This is a genomic window from Candidatus Binataceae bacterium (assembly GCA_036495685.1).
Lineage (GTDB): Bacteria > Desulfobacterota > Binatia > Binatales > Binataceae > JAFAHS01.
Genome location: DASXMJ010000147.1, coordinates 15,855 through 32,582, shown reverse-complemented (window position 1 = coordinate 32,582; position 16,728 = coordinate 15,855). Strand labels below are relative to the sequence as shown.

The 16,728-nt window shown below is 60.9% G+C and carries 19 protein-coding genes and 1 tRNA gene; 5 read left to right on the top strand and 15 right to left on the bottom strand.

Annotated elements, in window-relative coordinates; genetic code table 11:
* Together xseA and bioD are read right to left on the bottom strand one after the other, a co-directional pair.
* Window positions 1-901 (bottom strand): exodeoxyribonuclease VII large subunit (gene xseA / locus VGI36_14055; protein HEY2486270.1); only part of this gene is annotated, 901 nt, incomplete at its 3' end.
* A 128-nt stretch (window positions 902-1,029) separates the two neighbouring features.
* Window positions 1,030-1,722, bottom strand: a complete 693-nt coding sequence (gene bioD, locus VGI36_14050; protein HEY2486269.1) for a dethiobiotin synthase — start codon at window positions 1,720-1,722, stop codon at window positions 1,030-1,032.
* 234 nt (window positions 1,723-1,956) lie between these two features.
* Between bioD and VGI36_14045 the strand changes: the two genes are divergently transcribed.
* Window positions 1,957-2,430: a DUF1003 domain-containing protein gene (locus tag VGI36_14045; GenBank protein ID HEY2486268.1), complete on the top strand. Its 474-nt coding sequence runs from the start codon at window positions 1,957-1,959 to the stop codon at window positions 2,428-2,430.
* Between the two features lie 108 nt (window positions 2,431-2,538).
* Here the strand turns inward: VGI36_14045 and VGI36_14040 are convergent, their stop codons facing one another.
* From VGI36_14040 to VGI36_14030, 3 genes are all read right to left on the bottom strand, one after another.
* Entirely contained in the window at window positions 2,539-3,981 is a 1,443-nt protein-coding gene (locus VGI36_14040; protein ID HEY2486267.1) for a S41 family peptidase, read from the bottom strand.
* 77 nt (window positions 3,982-4,058) lie between these two features.
* On the bottom strand, window positions 4,059-4,661 hold the full coding sequence (locus VGI36_14035) for a redoxin domain-containing protein (GenBank protein ID HEY2486266.1): 603 nt from the start codon (window positions 4,659-4,661) through the stop codon (window positions 4,059-4,061).
* A gap of 5 nt (window positions 4,662-4,666) precedes the next feature.
* Window positions 4,667-5,503: a prolipoprotein diacylglyceryl transferase gene (locus VGI36_14030; protein ID HEY2486265.1), complete on the bottom strand. Its 837-nt coding sequence runs from the start codon at window positions 5,501-5,503 to the stop codon at window positions 4,667-4,669.
* 58 nt (window positions 5,504-5,561) lie between these two features.
* On the opposite strand from VGI36_14030, the gene dtd reads away from it, so the two are divergent.
* The 3 genes from dtd to VGI36_14015 are packed head-to-tail and all read left to right on the top strand — an operon-like array spanning window position 5,562 to window position 6,994.
* A complete protein-coding gene (dtd, locus tag VGI36_14025) occupies window positions 5,562-6,047 on the top strand; it encodes a D-aminoacyl-tRNA deacylase (protein ID HEY2486264.1) in 486 nt (161 codons plus the stop codon).
* Window positions 6,048-6,050: 3 nt separating this feature from the next.
* Complete coding sequence (locus VGI36_14020; GenBank protein ID HEY2486263.1) at window positions 6,051-6,521, top strand: DUF1285 domain-containing protein; 471 nt, start codon at window positions 6,051-6,053, stop codon at window positions 6,519-6,521.
* Window positions 6,518-6,994 carry a tRNA (cytidine(34)-2'-O)-methyltransferase gene (locus VGI36_14015; protein ID HEY2486262.1) on the top strand — a complete coding sequence of 159 codons (477 nt, stop codon included), beginning with the start codon at window positions 6,518-6,520 and terminating at the stop codon, window positions 6,992-6,994. Before VGI36_14020 ends, VGI36_14015 begins: the two co-directional genes overlap by 4 nt.
* 111 nt (window positions 6,995-7,105) lie before the next feature.
* On the opposite strand, the gene VGI36_14010 is transcribed toward VGI36_14015, so the two are convergent.
* The 10 genes from VGI36_14010 to VGI36_13965 all read right to left on the bottom strand — a co-directional run bounded on the left by VGI36_14010 (window position 7,106) and on the right by VGI36_13965 (window position 15,133).
* On the bottom strand, window positions 7,106-7,369 hold the full coding sequence (locus VGI36_14010) for a hypothetical protein (GenBank protein HEY2486261.1): 264 nt from the start codon (window positions 7,367-7,369) through the stop codon (window positions 7,106-7,108).
* Between the two features lie 9 nt (window positions 7,370-7,378).
* Entirely contained in the window at window positions 7,379-7,861 is a 483-nt protein-coding gene (locus VGI36_14005; GenBank protein ID HEY2486260.1) for a MerR family transcriptional regulator, read from the bottom strand.
* Entirely contained in the window at window positions 7,858-8,151 is a 294-nt protein-coding gene (locus VGI36_14000) for an integration host factor subunit alpha (protein ID HEY2486259.1), read from the bottom strand. Before VGI36_14000 ends, VGI36_14005 begins: the two co-directional genes overlap by 4 nt.
* A 44-nt stretch (window positions 8,152-8,195) precedes the next feature.
* Window positions 8,196-10,658, bottom strand: a complete 2,463-nt coding sequence (pheT, locus tag VGI36_13995; GenBank protein ID HEY2486258.1) for a phenylalanine--tRNA ligase subunit beta — start codon at window positions 10,656-10,658, stop codon at window positions 8,196-8,198.
* Entirely contained in the window at window positions 10,655-11,701 is a 1,047-nt protein-coding gene (pheS, locus tag VGI36_13990) for a phenylalanine--tRNA ligase subunit alpha (GenBank protein ID HEY2486257.1), read from the bottom strand. The genes pheT and pheS overlap by 4 nt, the downstream gene beginning before the upstream one ends.
* A gap of 100 nt (window positions 11,702-11,801) precedes the next feature.
* Entirely contained in the window at window positions 11,802-12,167 is a 366-nt protein-coding gene (rplT, locus tag VGI36_13985) for a 50S ribosomal protein L20 (GenBank protein HEY2486256.1), read from the bottom strand.
* Window positions 12,168-12,217: 50 nt separating this feature from the next.
* Window positions 12,218-12,415 carry a 50S ribosomal protein L35 gene (rpmI, locus tag VGI36_13980; GenBank protein ID HEY2486255.1) on the bottom strand — a complete coding sequence of 66 codons (198 nt, stop codon included), beginning with the start codon at window positions 12,413-12,415 and terminating at the stop codon, window positions 12,218-12,220.
* 26 nt (window positions 12,416-12,441) lie between these two features.
* Complete coding sequence (infC, locus tag VGI36_13975) at window positions 12,442-12,936, bottom strand: translation initiation factor IF-3 (protein ID HEY2486254.1); 495 nt, start codon at window positions 12,934-12,936, stop codon at window positions 12,442-12,444.
* Window positions 12,937-13,017: 81 nt separating this feature from the next.
* Entirely contained in the window at window positions 13,018-14,973 is a 1,956-nt protein-coding gene (gene thrS / locus VGI36_13970) for a threonine--tRNA ligase (GenBank protein ID HEY2486253.1), read from the bottom strand.
* An 85-nt stretch (window positions 14,974-15,058) separates the two neighbouring features.
* Window positions 15,059-15,133 (bottom strand) — tRNA-Val (locus tag VGI36_13965).
* Window positions 15,134-15,653: 520 nt separating this feature from the next.
* Between VGI36_13965 and VGI36_13960 the strand changes: the two genes are divergently transcribed.
* Entirely contained in the window at window positions 15,654-16,727 is a 1,074-nt protein-coding gene (locus VGI36_13960; GenBank protein ID HEY2486252.1) for an AI-2E family transporter, read from the top strand.
* Window position 16,728: the final 1 nt, after the last annotated feature.

Here is a 16,728-nt window from a genome sequence, read left to right as displayed (position 1 = left end):
GCGCGGCCAGCGCGCCAGGGTGCCGCACCCGGACGGCGAGATCATCCACTGTCTCACGCCACCCACCTAGTTCCCGTCTCATTCTTGCGATAAGCGCTGCGTGCGCCATCGAGATTTGCTCGCGAAGCTCCACGAGGCTCGGCACCACCATCTGCGCTGCGGCCGTCGGGGTCGGAGCGCGAACATCGGCGACGAAGTCGGCGATCGTGTAGTCGATTTCGTGGCCCACCGCGGAGATTATTGGAATCCGGGAGTTGAAGATCGCGCGCGCTACGATCTCCTGGTTGAATGCCCACAAGTCTTCCAGCGAACCGCCCCCGCGACCTACGATGATCACCTCGGCGCGGCCATCTTCGTTAAGGTCGGCAATCGCCTCCGCAATCTCCCATCCGGCACCATCGCCCTGAACTTTCGCGGCCCGCACCAGCAGATGAACATTGGGGAACCGGTCGAGCAGGACATGCACGATGTCACGAAGACCCGCACCGCGACGGGCAGTTACGATTCCGATGGTGTGAGGCAGAAACGGCACCGGGCGTTTGCGGGAGCGGTCGAACAGTCCTTCGGCGGCCAGACGCTTCTTGAGCTGCTCGAAGGCAATCTGCAGAGCGCCCAGGCCACGCGGCTCTATCTCGTCCGCGACGATCTGCACTGAACCGCGCGCTTCGAACACGTTGACCCGCCCGCGGATCATCAACGCCATGCCGTCCTTGATCTGAAATCGCAAGCGCTGATAATCACTGCGAAACATCACCACGCTGATCGAGCTGCGGTCGTCTTTGAGGGTGAAGTAGAAGTGGCCCGAAGCGGCGAGGCGCCCATTCGACACCTCACCACCAACCCAAACGCGGTCGAGATGGTCCTCCAGGGTCTCGCTGATCAACCTGAGGAGCTGGGTCACGCTGAGCGCCCTCGCAGATCGGGGCCCAAAGCCCATTACCAACTGCTCGTCCATGGCGAACCAAGGGTATCACAAGTAGTAAGCGAGGTGAGGAGCGGGTTTGCCGGCTACGACGCCGGCGCATTGATTCAGGGCACGGTAACCCCTGAAGCGCGGAGCAGGAGTTTCTCCACCACCTCGATGCTGAGCGGCTCTTTGAAGCGCATGGTGCCCAGGCATGAAGTATCGGTCAAGCGCGAGAGGGTTTTGACGGTGGTTGGGTCCCCCGGCCGCACGGCGGGTTCGAGGTCATTCAATATCCAGCCGGCGACGCGCAATCCCTTACTCGCTGCATAGCGCAAAGTAAGCAGCGCAGAATTAATCGCTCCCAGCCGGTTCGCGATCACGACTATCACCTCAAGGTCTAGCGCCGCGGCCAGATCCGCGAAATCCGACTGCCAGGTTATTGGCTCGGCCAGGCCGCCGGTACTCTCGACCAACACCAGGTCGCTTGCGGCGGCGATGCGGTCGAAGCAATCGCTGATTCGTCCGAGCTCGGGCTGCGGCTGCGAATCAAGTTCGGCTGCAGCCGGGGGAGAGGTCGCACTGCGGTAACGATAGGGACACATCAGTTCCACAGGCAGATCGCATCCTGCGGCGAGTGCCAGCGCGCGAGTGTCGGAGGCCTCGAGTTGGCCGTTGTGATCAGCGCAACCAACCTCGGCGGGTTTCATCACCCCGATGCGAAGACCGCGCGCTCGAAATGCAAAGCCGAGCGCGCAGCCAACCGTGCTCTTGCCCACTCGGCTGCCGGTTCCGGTGATGAGAAAGTTGACGCTCATCTACTGGCCCGCGATGTTGCTCTCCGTCCCGTGGGAGGTTCAAGTCCCGAGGCTCCCAGGCCTGCCTTCCAATCGCTTAAGGGCAAGCCGCCGCCACGCCAGCACGGTTCTGAAGCTAGACAGGAATTTCAGCGGCGCGGCTCCTACGGAGCTAGATTCATGCCCGCGTACGGTCGTCGGTGAGCAGGAGGGCAAGCGATGAGCGATGAGAGCTTGGCCTGAAAATGGGAACGCGTGCGGGTCAGGCATATGCACGACCATCCGCCCGTACTGAACATAAACCGTAGGCACGACGATTCACTGACCGCGGGCGAGCGAATCGCCGACCGTTTTGCCGAGACCATGGGCAGCTGGTCCTTCATCGTCATCCAGTCGCTGCTATTCGGCGGATGGATCGCACTCAACGCTATAGCCTTCGTGCGCCACTGGGACCCGTATCCGTTCATCCTGCTGAATCTGGCGCTGAGCTTCCAGGCTGCCTATGCGGCACCGATCATCATGATGTCCCAGAATCGGCAGGCCGACAAAGACCGACTCATGGCGGAGCACGACTATGAGATCAACACGAAGGCCGAACAAGAAGTGAAGTCCATCATGCTGCATCTGGAACAGCAGGACGAGGTGATGATCGATATCCTGCGGCGTCTGGAAGCGCAGCATGAAGCCTTACTCGCTCGCGGTGCGATAGACGCGCAGGGTCGAGCGTAATCAGGGCGCGCTGACCAGCCGGCTTGCGGCCGCACATTCAGATGCGCCGAAAAAAAGCGGCGGCCTGTTTCCGGGCCGCCGCAGCCAATTCCCGACCGAGTTGCTCAGCTATTGCTGCTGACCGCTTGAAGAAACGCTCTGCTGCACGTCGCCCTTGGCGAGTTGCAGCTTGAATGAATTCCAATGCTTGAGAATGTCGATTGCCTTCTCGAGCTGGACGTCCTTTTCCTTCTCTTCCTTCTCGGCTTTCTGGGCCTTGCCGGACTTGGTCCCGGGCTTGGTGGCCGACGGGCTGGTACTGGATTGAGGCGCCGGCGCGGTCGCACCTTCGCTGTCTTTGTGCGATTGCCCGTTCTGGAAGTGATGCGGCAGGTCGCTCTCGTGAATCTCCGGGTTCTCGTCGACCTCGGCCCCCGGAATTTCGAGCGCCGCCAGGGTTGGTTTCGGGGGCTCCACATCAACGTCGGGCGTGATACCTACCGCCTGAATCGAGCGCCCATTGGGAGTGAAGTAGCGCGCCGTGGTGAGGCGAAGGGCCGAATGATCGTCGAGCGGAAGGATGGTCTGAACGGAGCCTTTGCCGAAGGTCTGCGTGCCGACCACGACCGCGCGGCGCTGGTCCTGCAGTGCCCCGGCGACGATCTCGCTGGCGCTCGCGGTCCCGCCGTTGACGAGTACTACTAGCGGGTAGTCGTCAAAACCCGTCTTCTTGTGGGAAAAGAACTTCTGTTCCTGGTCTTCCCGACGACCCAGGGTGTAAACGATCATGCCGCCGTCGAGGAATTCATCCGAGACTTTCACTGCCTGCTGCAGCAGGCCACCGGGATCGTCGCGCAGGTCGAGAACCAGGCCCTTGATGTGGCCTTCGTGTTCCTTCTCGAAGTCGTCAAGCGCCTTCTGCACCGCCTCGTCGGTGTTCTCCTGGAAGGTGCTGACCCGGATGTAGTCGAAGCCCTCATCGAGCTTCTTGGCCTTGACCGACGGAATCTTGATCACGTCCCGCGCGATCGCCACCGTGAAAAGTTCGGGGACATTCTGGCGGTGCATGGTCAACTTGATCTTCGATCCTTTGGGCCCACGCATCCGCTTGACCGCTTCGGTCAGGGTCATGTCCTTGGTGAAGTCGTTGTCGATCTTGATGATTTGGTCGCCGGACTTGATACCTGCCCGATAGGCCGGGGTGTCATCGATGGGCGACATCACGGTTAGGATGCCGTTCTTGATCGTGATCTCTATCCCGAGCCCCCCGAAACTGCCGCGCGTCTCCACTTCCAGGTCCCGATACAACTCGGGTGTGAGGTAGGCGCTGTGCGGGTCGAGTGATGAGAGCATCCCGGTTATCGCACCGTCGATGAGGCGCTTGGTCGTAACCGGCTCGACGTAGTTTTTCTGGACGATCGCGAGCACGTTCGCGAAGGTTTCCAGTTCCTGGTACGTATCGTTGGGCAGCGCTTGCGCGCGGCGCACCGCCACCGAACCGAGTCCCAGGAAAGAGGCGATCACAAAGATCGCCAAAGTTATTGCCCAACGATTCCGCTTTATTACCGCCATGCGACACCGGCCATTGCAGAGTTCTTCAATTTAAGCAAAACCACGGTTCTGATGCACCGGGATTCTTATCTAACCAATCAGCTTGGTTTCGACTCAAGAAGTTGCCTGAGCGCGTCTTTGACGTCGGGACGAGACCAGTCGAAAGCACCCATGTGATGGGCGACGATCCTGCCGCCGCGATCGATGATGAACGTTTCCGGTACGCCGCTGACATCGTACGCCTCGCCGACCTTGTTTTCCGGGTCGAGCAGAACTTTGAAGCGGTAACCGTTTTTCTCGACATAGGGCGCGACCACCAAGCGGCCTTTGGTATCCTGGCTGACCGCGAGCATCACGAAGTCCCGGTTAGTGCGGAGCTCATCGTACAGCGTCTCCATCGAGGGCATTTCCTCGCGGCATGGACCGCACCACGTGGCCCAGATGTTGAGAAAGACCACCTTACCCTTCAGCTGCTCCAGTGACACCGTGGTGCCATCGAGAGCTTCGAGCTTGAAATTCGCGGCTTTGTCTCCCGCGGCGACCGGCGGCGATTCTTGCTCCTCTTCATGGGGGGATGCTTGTTCCCGGTCAGGGTTGGGGGTGCGGTGATTGTCGCGCAGCTGGCCGGCGATCAGGAGCACGATCCCCACCAGCGCGATCACTGCGGCGACGGTATAGATCAGTTTGTTAGTTGCTCTCATGACTTTCAGGCGTGTATCGCCTGCTTGGCCGCGACGCTCTCCTGCTTGGCTCCCACCAGGAACCACGCCATCGACCCGAAGATAATCATGGCAATTGCGATCAATTGCGCCTCGCTAAGGCCGATAAACACGCGCGGATTGATTCGTACGAACTCAACCATGAAACGAGCTGTGCCCGCGAGTATCAAGTACAGGAAAAACAATTGACCGTCGGCAAAACCCCTGCCGCGCAGTCTCCAAAGGATGACAAAAACCCCCGTATATAGCAGCGTCTCATAGATGGGCGCCGGATGCACACGGACGCCCGGAAAAAAACCCGAGACCAGCTGACCGTGCGCGTCCAGCTTGAGCACGGTCTGCGAGTTCCATCCGACGATCGCGCGCGGATAGGCCATAGCCCACGGTAGCTTGGAGGGCAAACCCCAATCACCGTCGCCGGACAGCTGGCACCCCAGTCGTCCGATCGCCTGTCCGATGGCCAGGGCGGGGCCACACATGTCGATGGTTTTTAAAAACCCTATTTTGTAGTAGCGCGAGACCAGATAGGCGCCGAAAATTCCACCGAACAGACCGCCGTACCAAACAAATCCAGAACCCGACAGGATCATCGACTTCGGATCTGCCCAATAGTTGGAAAAATTGTTGAGGATATCCAGAACCCGGGCGCTGCTTATTCCGACAATCGCAGACCACACCACGATGGACGAGGCGTACTCGGTCACGATCCCGCGCCGTCGACATTCGAGCGTAATGACGTAGTCGGCGGCCAGAAACCCCAGCGCCATCATCATGCCATAGCTGTAAACGGACAGAGGTCCGATATGAAAAAGGACCGGAATCATAGGGCGATGAGACTATAGTAAGCTTCCCGACAGGTCGAACGGAACATGTTTTAGCGGCTTGCTCTGTGGCACCCTCCCCATATACGACGCAATCGTGCGGGCAATTCTTCAACGGGTCAGCCGGGCCGAGGTCAGGGTCGGCGACCGCGTGGTGGGAAGCATCGCGCGCGGAATGGTGGTGCTCCTGGGAGTCGCCCGCGACGATACGGAAGCCGATGCGGCCTTTATCGCGGATCGGACGCTAGGATTGCGCGTCTTTGCGGATAACGCCGGCAAAATGAACCTGGCGCTCGGCGCGGTCGGTGGGCAGCTGCTGGTAATTTCGCAATTCACCCTGCTCGCGGATACCGAGTCGGGACGCCGTCCATCGTTCGTTCGCGCGGCTCCCCCCTTGGAAGCGCAGCGCCTCTACGAACACTTCATCTCGCTCGTTCGCCAACGTGATGTTAAGGTTGAGACGGGAGAGTTCGGTGCCCGGATGGAAGTCGACCTGGTCAACGAGGGTCCGGTCACGATCATCCTGGATAGCCGCAACCGTAAATAGACGATGGCGCGAGCTGGCTTTTACCCGGTCGAATCGGGAAAAATCTCGTTCCGGCGCGACGGCAACTGGTACACCGATGACGAGCGGATCGACAATCCACGCATCGCGTTGTTGTTCAGCAAATCAATTCAGCCCAATCCAGACGGGACGTTCTTTCTGCAGGTCGGCGATGAACGGGCGTCGATCAGGGTGGAAGACACACCCTATGTCGTCCGCACGCTGGAGGACGACGGACTCGGTGGCTTCGCGATGCTGCTAAACGATGAAACCCGCGAGCCCCTCGATGCTTCCGCCCTGCAGGTTGGCGCGGACAACGCGCTCTACGCACGGGTCAAGAGCGGCAAACTCCGCGCGCGGTTTCTGCGCAATGCTTACTATCATCTGACGGATAGGCTCGAGTGCGATGAGACCGGGAGATTCTTTCTGAATCTCAGCGGCGTGCGGCATCCAATCGCGAGCGCTCCTCCCACTTGAGCCCCGACCAACCCGCTCTGCACATCGTGCTGGTGCGCCCGGAGATTCCGCAAAACACCGGATCGATCGCGCGTCTGGCGGCGGCCACAAAGACGCGCTTGCATCTGGTGGGGCCGCTGGGTTTTTCCCTCGCGGATCGCTACCTCAAACGCGCCGGACTGGACTACTGGCCGCTGGTTGATCTACGCACCTATCCCGGATGGGAGCCGTTCGTCGCGGCCAATCAAAAACTCGCGGCCAAATTTTTCTCCGCGCGCGCCGAGCCGAGTTACCTGGCCGCCAACTATGCCCGCGGCGACTACCTGGTGTTCGGGAGCGAGACCAAGGGGCTCGGCCCCGAGTTCATCGCCGAGCGGACGGATTCCACCTTCCGCATCCCGATTTTCGAACCTCGAGTACGAAGCCTGAATCTCGCCAACGCTGTGTCGATCGTAGTCTACGAAGCTTTGCGCCAGACCGGAGTAGTGAGCTGATGTAAAGTACGCGCTTAAGAGCTTTGCGGTGCACGCCGGCGCGCGGTGAAAGCAGCCACGGGGAGGAGCTGTCCTGCCGCCGCTCGGCGGGCAATTCCACGAAATCGGGTGTCAGGGCTTGCGGATGCTGCAACCGCCTGAGCCGCAGCCGCACCCACCCTTGTTGCCGCGGCGCTGACCGATCTCGTAACCGCTCGATTCCAACTCCGTTGCACTGACCCACGACAGTTCGCTGGCGATCGGCGTGTCGCAATGCGCGCAGCTGCGGTATTCGACACCGTCATGATCGAACTGCACGCAGGTCAGTACATCCTTCTGGCACGATCTGCAGCGCGCCATCGGAAAGGTGGAACTTATGAGGAGGGGATCAGACATCGAATTTATTTACTCGAGCATTTTGTGCAACGACTCGAGATCGCGGCGTACATCGGAAAGCACCCGACGCGTGTGTCCGTCGACCGGAGATTTCTGGGGAGTTTCTCCCGCAGAGGGTGTTTGTTCGGGTCGCATAACAGTAGTCGGTTTGCCCGCCAACAGAGTCTCGAGCCCGTTCTCGCGGATGTACTTGTTGGCTCCCGCAATCGTGAAGCCTTCCTGATGCAACAACCCTTTTATCAGGCGCAGCACCTCGAGGTCGAGGTCGTGGTAGAAGCGATGCTTGGTGCGCGAATGGCGCGGTCTCAGAAACGGAAACTGCGTCTCCCAAAAGCGCAGCACGTAAGTCTCCACCCCGAGTACCTCAGCCGCTTCCCCAATCTTGAGGCCTCGCTCGGGCATCCCCGCGACTAGCTGGGTCACAGTCCGCGCGGGCGCCGCGGCCTTGGGCTTGTTACGCTTGGGCGCGGCAGGGCGGCTTTTGCGGGTCATGGCCGGGCGGAAATGCCGTTGTTGATTCGATCCTTGAGGACCTGGCTCGCCTTGAAGGATAGCACGCGGCGCGAGTCGATTGTTATGGGGACACCGGTTTGCGGATTGCGGCCGCGGCGGGCGTTCTTGTGATTGACGATAAACGTCCCGAAGCCGGAAATCTTGACCTTATCCCCTTCGCACAGACTTCCACGGATGATCGCGAAAACCGCTTCAACAATTGCAGAGGCCTCCTTCTTGGAGGAGCCTACTCGCTCGTAAATCAGATCTACGAGGTCCGCTTTGGTCATGCCCTGTGGCGTATTGGTCCCCACCAACTCGCAACGAGCACGCTTTACTGCCGCAACCCAGCTCCCAGGCGTGTCCTGACCCGTTCGACCACCGCCGAATGGATCCGGTTTACCTCCTCATCTGTCAGCGTGCGATCTCTCGCCCGGTATCGACAAGCCAGCGCAACGCTCTTCTTCCCCGACTCGATCCCTTGCCCTTCGTAAACATCGAAGACCTCGACACTCTCTAGCAAGGGCGGCGCAACTTCCTTCACGGTCTCGATAACCGTCGCGGCCGGGAGCCCGCGTTCGAGAACCAGTGCCACGTCGCGTCTAACCGTGGGAAAACGCGGGGGTACCTCGATCGTTTTGCGCGGCGTGAAACCATAAGAAATGAATTTCGTTAAGTCAAGTTCGAAGACCGCGCACGGTCCGTCGAGCTCGAGTCGTAGCCCCTCCCCGGGATGCAGTTCACCCAGATAGCCCACCCGAGAGCCCTCGACCGCGATCTTCGCGGCGCGGGCGGGATGTAGAAACGGTACCTCGGAAGGCGCGGCGACGTCGAACGAAATTCGCTCGCGGACATCCATTGCGGCGAACCACGATTCGAGGATTCCCTTCATAGCAAAAAATCCGCTGCCGACCCCATCCTGACCGAGAGCCGCAATGAGATATGGACCGTAACTCAGCCCGGCCAACACCAGAGTCTCGGCGGCGCTGCCCTCGCGCATCGCGAACACTTTTCCAAGCTCGAAAGTGTGCACCGCCGAGGCCTGCCGATTGAGGTTGAACCGTAACGCCCCGGTCAGCCCAGGGATGAGGCTCAGCCGCAGCTCGCTGAGTTCCGCGGACAGGGGATTCTGAACGACAACCGGTCTAGGTTCCGGCGTGACGCCCGCATACCTCACGTTATCGGCGGGTCCGGTGAACGCCAATGTCCGTACTTCGTTGAGGCCCGCTCCCAGCATCACTTCGCGTGTGTTCTTGAGAAATGCGCGCAACGGACTCTGGCTGGGCCGTGCTGCAATCCGCGCCGGCAGACCGCTGGGGATATGGTCGAGGCCGCCCAGCCGTGCCACTTCCTCCACCAGGTCGGCGGGCTCGTTCAAATCGGCGCGCCAGGACGGGGGCACGACCTTTAACGACCCGCGACCGGCCGACTTTACCTCGGCTCCTATCGCTCTCAACCACCGCCGGCTCTCGGCGGGAGCGACCGCTACCCCAATGAGCGATTCTATGATGGTGAGATCGAGGCTTATGTTGCGCACCGGCGCCGGGCGCGGTTCGACGTCCCTCAAGTCGCCCCAGAGCCTGCCACCCGAGAAGGCGCCGATTAGCTCCGCGACGCGAGCCAGCGCCCTCGCCTGCCCCGCGCGATCGATCGCGCGCGCAAAGCGGGAGCTCGCCTCGCTATAGAGTTGCAGGCGTCGGGAGGTGCGCGCCACCGTGGCGGGCTCAAAGTACGCGCTCTCGAGCAGGATGGTGGTGGTCGCTTCGCTGACCTCGGAGTTCAGTCCGCCCATCACTCCGGCGATCGCCAGGGGCTTGGCCGGATCGGCAATCAACAGATCATCAGGCTGAAGGTCGCGTGTGAGGTTGTCCAGGGTAGTAAATTCGCGATCGGCGTCGGCGCGGCGCACCACGATCTTTCCCTCGGCGATCTTACTCAGATCGAAAGCGTGTAGCGGCTGGCCGGTCTCCAGCATTACGTAGTTGGTCGCATCGACCACACTGTTGAGCGCGCGCATCCCGCATAGCTCCAGGCGGCGGCGGAGGCGGATGGGCGAAGGCCCGATCTTGATATTCGTCATCGCCAGCGCGGCGTAACGCGGACACAAGTCCGGGGCCATGATTTCGACAACAAACTTGTCCGGGCGCTCCGTTTTAGTACCGCCGCGAATCGGACGTGGCCGCGGCACGTTAAGCCGGACACCGAAGATCGCCGCCACTTCGCGGGCCAGACCGATGATAGAAAGGCAGTCGCCCCGGTTGGGGGTAACTTCCACATCCAGCAGGGAATCGGGCAGGAAGAGGAAGTCGGCCAGGTCGCTTCCGACTGGCGCGTCGTCGGGCAGTTCAAGAATTCCCGCGTGCTCGTCCGAAAGTTTGAGTTCGCGCTCCGAACAGAGCATCCCCTCCGAGCGCACGCCGCGAATGGTCGCCGCCTCCAGAGCCGGCAGATCTTCCAGACGGGGAACGCCATCTCCGTGCTGTCCCTTGTCGGCGCCGGCGAGCCGGGCCCCCACCATCGCCAGCGCCGCCGTCATCCCGGTCCTGGCGTTGGGCGCTCCGCAAACCACGCTGAAGCGTCCTTTGGCGCCCGCGTCCACCTGGCAGAGGCTCAAGCGATCAGCGTTGGGGTGCCGGCCGACCTCGACCACTTTCGCTACCACCACGCCCTGGAAGGCGGGCTCGATTTTTTGGATGTTTTCGACGACCAGTCCGGCAGCGCTCAGCCGATCAGCGATCTGGTTGGCGGTCGCATCGAGCTGGACGAACTTACCAAGCCAACTCAGCGGCAGCTTCATCGCACACCCCCGCTGACCGATGGGAACTGTGCGAGGAACCGGAGATCGTTTTCAAAAAACAGTCGCATATCATCGATGCCAAGCTTCATCAGTGCGGTACGCTCGACGCCCATTCCGAACGCGAAACCCTGGTATTCCGCGGGATCGAGTTTGACCGCCCGCAGCACGTTTGGATGGATCATTCCGCAGCCCAGCACCTCCGTCCATCCGCTGTACTTGCACACCGGACATCCCGCCCCAGCGCACAGCAGACAGTAGATGTCGAGCTCCGCGCTCGGTTCGGTGAAGGGAAAGAAGCTTCCCCGAAAACGGACCCCGGTCTCGCCGAAAAAGCCCTTGGCGAATTCCGTGAGGACACCCTTCAGATGACTCATGGTTATGCGGCCATGCCGATCGATCATGAAGCCTTCGATCTGGTTGAAGGCAGGCGAGGCGCGCACGCTCGGGTCGTCGCGTCGGTAACACCCCCCCGGACATACCACCGCCAGCGGAGGGCGGCGGCGCTCCAGCACGCGGATCTGTCCGTTGGAGGTGTGGGTGCGCAAGAGCAGTCCGCCGGGAAGGAAGAAGGTGTCCTGCATGTCTCGCGCCGGATGATCGGGCGCAAAGTTCAGGGCGGCGAAGTTGTGGAAATCGTCCTCGACATCTTGGGTGTACTCGATCTCAAAGCCCATCTCGCACAGAATATCCAGCATCTCCTCGATGATCTGGGTGATCGGATGAATGCGGCCGCGCGGGATTTTCATGCCGGGTAGGGTGACGTCCAGTTTCACCTCGTCGAGAGAGCGTTCCAACTCGCGGCCGCGCAGATTGTCCTGCAACGCTGCGATCCGGCTTTCGACTTCGCGCTTGATCTGGTTGACCAGCTTGCCGACCAGCGGCCGCTCGTCCGGGGCGAGGTCGCCGATGCCGCGCATGATTTCGGTGAGCTCGCCGGAACGGCCGAGCACGCGCACCCGGACCGCTTCGATCGCTTGCGCGGTAGCATCAACGGAAAGCTCGGCCAACGCACGCCGTCGGATCTCCTCCAATTGCTCCTTCATTCGCTAACTCCAAACTCGCCGCTCGGACGGACTGCGGGAAAACAAAAAACCATGTGGAACTCCACATGGTTTCTTGGTGCGTGCCCCGAACGGCGCGGCTTCAGGCTGCTTTTAGGCCGAGCGCGTTCTTGGCGGCGCGCACCAGCTCGGTAAACAATCCGTCACGGTCCTTGGCAAGCGCCGCGAGCTGTTTGCGATCGACCGCCACGCCCGCCTTCTTGAGCCCGTCCATCAACTTGCTGTAGGAAATGCCATGCTCGCGCGCCAGCGCGTTGATTCTCTGGACCCACAGGGCGCGAAATACCCGCTTCTTTTGCTTGCGGTCGCGGTAGGCGTAGGTCAACCCCTTCTCGAAGGTGCTGCGAGCCTGACGATACAGCTTGCGCCCCCCGACGAACCCGGAGGCGAGTTTCAGTTGGCGTTTGTGGCGGCGGCGGGTCTTGGGGCCACCCTTGGCGCGAGGCATGTGAGATACATCCTTCCCGAGGATTCTGCGGAGTTGAGCGCTCCGCCGCGTTACGCGTACGGCAGCAAGGTCTTCACGACTTCGCCCTCGGTCTTCTTGAGAATGCCGGGCATACGCAGCCGCCGCTTGCGACCGCGATTCTTCGCCCACGCGTGGTGGCGCGAATAGCCCTTCTTGTACTTGACCTTGCCGCCTTTGGTCACCTTGAAACGCTTGGCGGCTGCGCGGTTGGTTTTGATCTTAGGCATCGGTGACGTGCTTTGCTTGCAAATTCCTATCGCGGCGTCAGCAGGACCGACATGTTCCTGCCTTCCATCCGGGTTCCCCCGTCCGGCTGTGCCACATCCTGCACCTCGAGGAGAACCTTGTCGATGAGACTCCGCCCCAATTCAGGATGGGTTATTTCGCGGCCGCGAAACGAGACCGAGAGCTTAACACGCTGGCCCTCCTCAACAAAGCGTCGGATGTGCTTAACTTTGAAGCCCACATCGTGCTCGGCGGTGCGCGCGCCCATCTTGACTTCCTTGATGGTGTGGGCCCCGGAGTGCCGCTTGGAGTCGTGCTGCTTCTTCTTTAGCGAGTAGCGATACTTGTCAAAATCCGTAACGCGGCAGACCGGCGGTTTTGCCGTCGCCGAGACTTCGACCAGGTCAAGGCCCCGGTTTTCCGCAGTGCGCAGCGCTTCGGCGAGGGGAAGAATTCCGATTTGCGAGCCGTCCGAATCGATCACCCGGACTTCAGGTGCGCGAATCAGGCGATTGACCCGGATCGCGGGCTCTCTCGATGGGGGGATTCTAAAATCTCGACGAATATGACACCTCCTCCGGCTTGTAAGCCGGACCTTATTGGATTAGGCCGGCAACCGCTCTTTTCGCATCATTTCGATTAAGTTTTCAACCGTGAGGGCTTGGCTCTTCTCGCCACGCAGCTTGCGCAACGACACGCTGCGGGCGGCGGCCTCGCGCTCCCCTACCACCACCATATACGGGACTTTCGCAAGCTCCGCCTCTCTTACTTTGAACCCCAGCTTTTCGTTACGGATATCTGACTCCGCCCGATAGCCGGCCTTGCGCAGCATGCTGGTCAATTCGACGGCGTACGACTCAACCTTCTCGCTTAGCGACAGCACTCGGACTTGCTCCGGCGCGAGCCAGAAGGGAAGCACGCCGCCGGTATGCTCGAGCAGCACGCTGATGAAGCGCTCCAGCGATCCAAGGATCGCGCGATGGATCATCACCGGGCGCTCTTCCGCGCCGCTGCTGGCGGTGTAGCTCAGCCCGAAGCGCTCGGGCAGGAAATAGTCAAGCTGGATCGTCGCGACCTGCCACTTCCGCTTGAGCGCATCGGGAACATAGATTTCGATTTTGGGTCCGTAAAACGCTCCTTCCCTGGGGTTCATCTCGAACGGGATCTCGTTGCGACGCATGGCGTTGGCAAGCTTCTCTTCTGCCTCATGCCATTGTGCCTCGGTCCCGAGGTGCTGATCCGGCATCGTCGCGAGCTTGAACTCGACCTTCTCAAAACCCAGCGTCGAATAAACCTCGCGCACCATCTCGATGTTGCGCGCGAACTCGTCCTCGATTTGATCCTCGCGGCAGAAGATGTGCGCATCATCCTGATGCATCAACCTGACGCGGGATAGTCCGTGCAGGACGCCCGAGCGCTCGGCGCGATGCAGGCCGGTGAACTCGGCGAGCCGAATCGGCAGGTCGCGATACGAACGCTTCTCCGCGCGATACACAAAGGTGTGCCCCGGGCAGTTCATGGGCTTCAGTCCGTATCCCCGCCGCCATCCTTCAGGTCCGGTGTCGACCGTGTGCGCATCGCTGCCCTCCGCCTCCGGGTCGGGCGAGAGAAACATGTTCTCGCGGAAGTTGTCCCAGTGACCTGATGTATTGAACATCTGGTTGCGGAACACCTGGGGCGTGACCACTTCGCTGTAGCCGGACCGCCGGTACAGTCGGCGAACGTAGTCGATCAACTCGTTCAGGATGATCGTGCCCTTGGGCATGAAGAACGGACAACCGGGCGAGATCGGATCGAAGAAGAACAGCTCCATCTCGCGACCGATTTTGCGATGGTCCCGCGTGCGCGCGAGTTCCAGCAACTTCAGATGCTCGTCCAGCGCCTCCTTCGATGCGAACGCGGTGCCGTAGATGCGCGAGAGCATCTCGTTGTGCTCATCGCCCTTCCAGTATGCGCCCGCCACCGAGAGCAGCTTGAATGCGCGCAGGTAGCGCGTTGAGGGCACGTGCGGACCGCGGCACAAATCCATCCAGTCGCCTTCCTTGTAGATCGAGACGACCTCTGACTCCGGAATGTTCTCCTCGATGATTTGGACCTTGTACTTCTCGCCCATCGCGTCGAACGTCTTGATCGCCTCGGCGCGGGACACTTCAACCCTTTCGATCTTGAAGTCCGCCTTAGCGAGCTCCTTCATCCGGGCTTCGATCTTCGGCAGGTCCTCGAGAGTAAACGGTGTCTTGGGCGCAAAGTCGTAGTAGAACCCGTCCTCGATAACCGGGCCGATTGTTACCTGGGTTCCCGGGTAGAGCTGCTGCACCGCCATCGCCATCAGATGCGCCGTCGAATGGCGGATGACGTCGAGTCCGCCCGGGCTCTCTGCCAAGACCGGCTCCACGGTCGCATCGGACTCAAGCGTGCGGCTAAGGTCGACGACCTTGTCGTTAACCTTGGCCGCCACCAGGTCCCTGCTCGGGATGCCGTTCAGCACTTCGCGGACAGGCGTGCCGCGAGCGACAGTTCGGCGTTCCCCGTTGACCGAGACGCTCAGTTCGGAACTCATTTAAAGAAGTCTAACAGCGCGGGCGTACTACGCATCGAAGACATGTGTCGGAGCTAGGGGAGGACGGTCGTGGGCGTGGGCCGAATGGTAGGCACGGGCGGGTTTGAACCGCCGACCCCTTCCGTGTCAGGGAAGTGCTCTCCCGCTGAGCTACGTGCCTGGAATCGCTCGAGTTTGGAAAACCGTAGCAAGCAACAGCAAGGCGTAACAGATCTCCCCAAGTCGGGCAACCGAAGTCCCTCTCGCGAACGCGCAGGAGCCTCGCTGAGCCGACGAACCGAACTCCGCGCGAGGTCCGGTGCGGTATGCAATTCCAAGTATCGTGGACATGATCCCCCCGATTCGTCCACCACGTCGTGCGCAGCTCAGCGAAGAAACCAAAAGGTCGCGGCTGACCAACTGAAGACGCGAAAGGTGCGCATGTCCGGACTCGCGCTCGAGATAGAGATTCGGGCAGGGCGAATGGTCGAGGCCTCCAGTCCATTAGTTACCGAGACCGTATCGGTCTTTTGACTCGGCGCAACTCCGCATGAAGACACAGTCGGGACCCGGCGCGGCCGCAGAACAAAAGCTCGGCAGGATTAGCGCGGACGCCGGCTGCCTGCGGCGGCAGGGCGGCACAGGAGACGACCTTTGACGCTTTTGCTAAACTGCCGCCGGCAGCAACGGGACCCCCGTCCATGTTCGACCGCGAGCGAATCATCCAGATTTTTTTCTTCGCTTTCCTGGCGCTCATGGCTTATGAGCTGTTCGTCCTGCTCGCCCCGTTCCTGACGCCGATTGCATGGGCGATCTTGATTGCCTTCGTAATGCATCCTTTGCTGGTGGAACTCGATAGGGTCGTCAAGCGGCGCAGCCTATCCGCGCTCATCCTGACCCTTGGGGTCGCGCTGGGCGTCATTCTCCCGGCGGTCTGGCTCTCGGGACGCCTCGCCACCGAAGCGCAGAGTCTTTACGCCTATGCGTCGGCCGCCGTGGGCAACAACAACATCGGAAATGCGACCGAATGGATGAAGCATTCGGAGTGGGTGATGTCCCTGAATCGCCGGCTGGGATACCGGATCAAGCTCGAGGACGAAGCACCAAAATACGCCCTGCAGGCCGCGCAGGTCGCCAGCGAGTACGTGGGCAAGCATCTCACGAGCGCGGCGCGGAACGCGCTGAGTGCAATCATCGATTTCGGAATAATCCTGTTGGTTTTTTTCTACCTGCTGCGCGACGGAGAGAGCTACTACGAGTCGCTCCGCAGGCTCACGCCCTTGCACGAAGAAGACAAGGAAACGATCTACGAAACGCTGCGCTCCACGCTGTCCTCAGTAATCCGTGGATTGATGCTTACCGCCCTGCTCCAGGGCGTGACTATCGGGTTCGGCCTGCTGGTAAGCGGAGTCCCATACTGGGCATTTCTCGCGGTTCTGTCTGCCGGCGCAGGCTTACTGCCCCTGGGCGGGACGGCGATCGTATGGCTGCCGGCGGCAGCTTATCTCGCCTACGCGTCGGGGTTGTTCTGGGGAATCGTCCTGGTGGTGTGGTGTTCGCTGGCAGTCGCTATCATCGACAACTTCGTCAAGCCTCTGCTGATGAGGTCGGGCACCGGGCTTCCGACCATGGCGCTGTTTCTAGGTATCGCCGGGGGGCTGGAGGCTTATGGTCCGTTGGGCCTCTTTCTCGGACCCGCGGTCATGTCGGTGTTCGCCGCGCTGTTGCGGGTGTATCAGAAGACGTACGGAGATCGGCGCCGGGAAGCCGCGTAGG

What these genes read in the sequence shown, in the direction of transcription:
- thrS (HEY2486253.1), bottom strand. Translation starts at nt 14,973, where the DNA reads ATGAGTTCCGAACTGAGCGTCTCGGTCAACGGGGAACGCCGAACTGTC.
- VGI36_14010 (HEY2486261.1), bottom strand. Translation starts at nt 7,369, where the DNA reads ATGTCTGATCCCCTCCTCATAAGTTCCACCTTTCCGATGGCGCGCTGC.
- VGI36_13960 (HEY2486252.1), top strand. Translation starts at nt 15,654, where the DNA reads ATGTTCGACCGCGAGCGAATCATCCAGATTTTTTTCTTCGCTTTCCTG.
- VGI36_14020 (HEY2486263.1), top strand. Translation starts at nt 6,051, where the DNA reads ATGGCGCGAGCTGGCTTTTACCCGGTCGAATCGGGAAAAATCTCGTTC.
- VGI36_14000 (HEY2486259.1), bottom strand. Translation starts at nt 8,151, where the DNA reads ATGACCAAAGCGGACCTCGTAGATCTGATTTACGAGCGAGTAGGCTCC.
- pheS (HEY2486257.1), bottom strand. Translation starts at nt 11,701, where the DNA reads ATGAAGGAGCAATTGGAGGAGATCCGACGGCGTGCGTTGGCCGAGCTT.
- bioD (HEY2486269.1), bottom strand. Translation starts at nt 1,722, where the DNA reads ATGAGCGTCAACTTTCTCATCACCGGAACCGGCAGCCGAGTGGGCAAG.
- VGI36_14035 (HEY2486266.1), bottom strand. Translation starts at nt 4,661, where the DNA reads ATGAGAGCAACTAACAAACTGATCTATACCGTCGCCGCAGTGATCGCG.
- rpmI (HEY2486255.1), bottom strand. Translation starts at nt 12,415, where the DNA reads ATGCCTAAGATCAAAACCAACCGCGCAGCCGCCAAGCGTTTCAAGGTG.
- VGI36_14040 (HEY2486267.1), bottom strand. Translation starts at nt 3,981, where the DNA reads ATGGCGGTAATAAAGCGGAATCGTTGGGCAATAACTTTGGCGATCTTT.
- rplT (HEY2486256.1), bottom strand. Translation starts at nt 12,167, where the DNA reads ATGCCTCGCGCCAAGGGTGGCCCCAAGACCCGCCGCCGCCACAAACGC.
- VGI36_14005 (HEY2486260.1), bottom strand. Translation starts at nt 7,861, where the DNA reads ATGACCCGCAAAAGCCGCCCTGCCGCGCCCAAGCGTAACAAGCCCAAG.
- VGI36_14030 (HEY2486265.1), bottom strand. Translation starts at nt 5,503, where the DNA reads ATGATTCCGGTCCTTTTTCATATCGGACCTCTGTCCGTTTACAGCTAT.
- pheT (HEY2486258.1), bottom strand. Translation starts at nt 10,658, where the DNA reads ATGAAGCTGCCGCTGAGTTGGCTTGGTAAGTTCGTCCAGCTCGATGCG.